The sequence below is a fragment of the Saccharothrix sp. ST-888 genome, from assembly GCF_000955975.1.
Lineage (GTDB): Bacteria > Actinomycetota > Actinomycetes > Streptomycetales > Streptomycetaceae > Kitasatospora.
The window spans coordinates 1-1,825 of the sequence record NZ_JYJF01000255.1 but is presented as its reverse complement, the minus strand read 5'-3'; the positions used below and the strand labels follow the sequence as shown (position 1 = coordinate 1,825).

Annotated in this window: 2 protein-coding genes; one reads left to right on the top strand and one right to left on the bottom strand. The window is 67.4% G+C overall.

Features of this window, described 5'->3' with window-relative positions; translation table 11 throughout:
* Positions 1-456: 456 nt before the first annotated feature.
* Positions 457-678 carry a hypothetical protein gene (locus tag UK12_RS40310; protein WP_156179086.1) on the bottom strand — a complete coding sequence of 74 codons (222 nt, stop codon included), beginning with the start codon at positions 676-678 and terminating at the stop codon, positions 457-459.
* A 384-nt stretch (positions 679-1,062) separates the two neighbouring features.
* Between UK12_RS40310 and UK12_RS32445 the strand changes: the two genes are divergently transcribed.
* Entirely contained in the window at positions 1,063-1,800 is a 738-nt protein-coding gene (locus UK12_RS32445; protein WP_156179085.1) for a LuxR C-terminal-related transcriptional regulator, read from the top strand.
* The last annotated feature ends 25 nt before the right edge of the window (positions 1,801-1,825 follow it).

Here is a 1,825-nt window from a genome sequence, read left to right as displayed (position 1 = left end):
GAGCCCCCTGTCGGGTTCGAACCGACGACCCCCGCTTTACAAGAACGGACACAGTCTTGGGCTTGACTGCAGGTCAGAGTCCTGGAGACGGACGGTTGCCTGATGAGCGCCCTGGAGTTCACTTGCCTTCGATCACACTCAGTCGCGTTCGCTGAGGCCCACCGAGCAAGATCATCTCCCAATTCTCTCCCATTGGATCATGGAGAATCCGCAGGTCAGAGAGGCCCGCGCCCCCTGCCGGACGCGAGCCCCTCCCAGTGCCGGGCTCCGGAGAGGGGGCACCAGTACGGTGCCCGGCACCGCCACCCAGTACCCGCCGAAGGGCGGGTATGGGGTGGCCCCCGGGGGTCAGTAGGCTGTCGAGCGGAGCGCACCGACGCCACATACCGGCCCCACAATTCCCGCTCCGCAGCGCCCGGATAGGACGGGCACTGCGGAGCGGGCGCCTATGGTCGGTCAGTTCCAGGCGGAGTCCATGGGGCTGAGGGTCGGATCGGCGCTCGGGTCCGGCGGTACCAGGTTCCACGCCGAATCGGCGAGCACTCCCGCGGCCGGCGGAACAAGGTTCCATGCCGAATCTGCCTGCCTGGTTGCTGCGGTCATCGAACCGAGGGCCATCACGCCGGCGGCTAGTGCCATGCCTGCTGACACAGCCAGGACGTAGATTCGTCGTGCCATGTGCTGCCTCCTGTTGCGGCCCGTTGACTGCGGACCATCGCTGTACTGGGGTTCATGATTCGCTATCGACATGGCGCGATCAAGGGATCTAGGCTGCGAGAGTTCGCATTGCAGGTTTTCGCGGGAGCTTAGGTGACGTCAGCATCAGGACAGCAGCACGCCCTTGAGCCGCTGGTACTCAGCGCTGAGGCGCAGGAGCTGTACGGGCTGTTGGCCCGACAGGCCCCGGCGCCGGACGACACCTGCCATGCGCTCCATGAGCTGCTCGACTTCGGTCTCGTTTTACCCCACCCGCATGGGCCTGCGAACAGGTACATCACGCGGGACCCGGTAGAGGTACTCGCCGAGAAGAGAGACCGGGTCTACCGCCAGATAGGCACAGCCATGGCGCAGGTGACCGAACTGCCCGAGCATCTCCGCCCCCTGGCCGCCGTCTACCAGGGCGCCGCAGCGAACCTGGTGCGCGGCGCCGTGGAGTACGTCAGCGGGATCGAGAAGATCAACGCCCGGCTCTCGGAGATCATCGCGGGGGCCACGGAGGAGCTGCTGACGGCACAGCCGGGAGGCCCTCGGCCGGCCGACATGCTCGCGCTCGCGCTTCCCCGCGACCGTGCGGCGCTGCAGCGCAGCGTGACAATGCGCACGCTGTACCGGACGTCCGTTCGATCCGATGGGCCAACAGCTCAGTGGGCCGCGCAGATCACCGGCGAGGGCGCGGAAGTCCGCACGCTGGACGAAGCTTTCATGCGGGCGATCATCGTGGACCGGCGGATCGCGGTGGTCACCGACCTGACGGAGCACACCCCCGGCACAGACCCCGTCCGGGCGCTGATCCTGCATGACCCCGGAGTCGTCCACTACACCGCGGCGATGTTCGAGCGGGACTGGACTCGCGCCTCGGCCTGGCGAGGCCACGAGGCCCCCGCCGAGGCGGACCTGACTGAGCTGCAGACGTCGGTGCTACGCCTGCTGGTGTCGGGCCGGGGGCAGTCCAGCATTGCTACGGACCTAGAGGTCAGCAGCCGTACGGTGCATGCACAGATCGCCGAGCTGAAGCGGATCAGCGGCGCCAACTCTCTCGCTCAGCTCGGGTACTGGTGGGCGAGGCGGGAGCCCGAATAGCTGCTCGGCCGTGCGCTGTGGGGAG

Excerpts from the sequence above, each read along its gene's own strand:
- UK12_RS40310 (WP_156179086.1), bottom strand. The coding sequence starts at position 678 with ATGGCACGACGAATCTACGTCCTGGCTGTGTCAGCAGGCATGGCACTA.
- UK12_RS32445 (WP_156179085.1), top strand. The coding sequence starts at position 1,063 with ATGGCGCAGGTGACCGAACTGCCCGAGCATCTCCGCCCCCTGGCCGCC.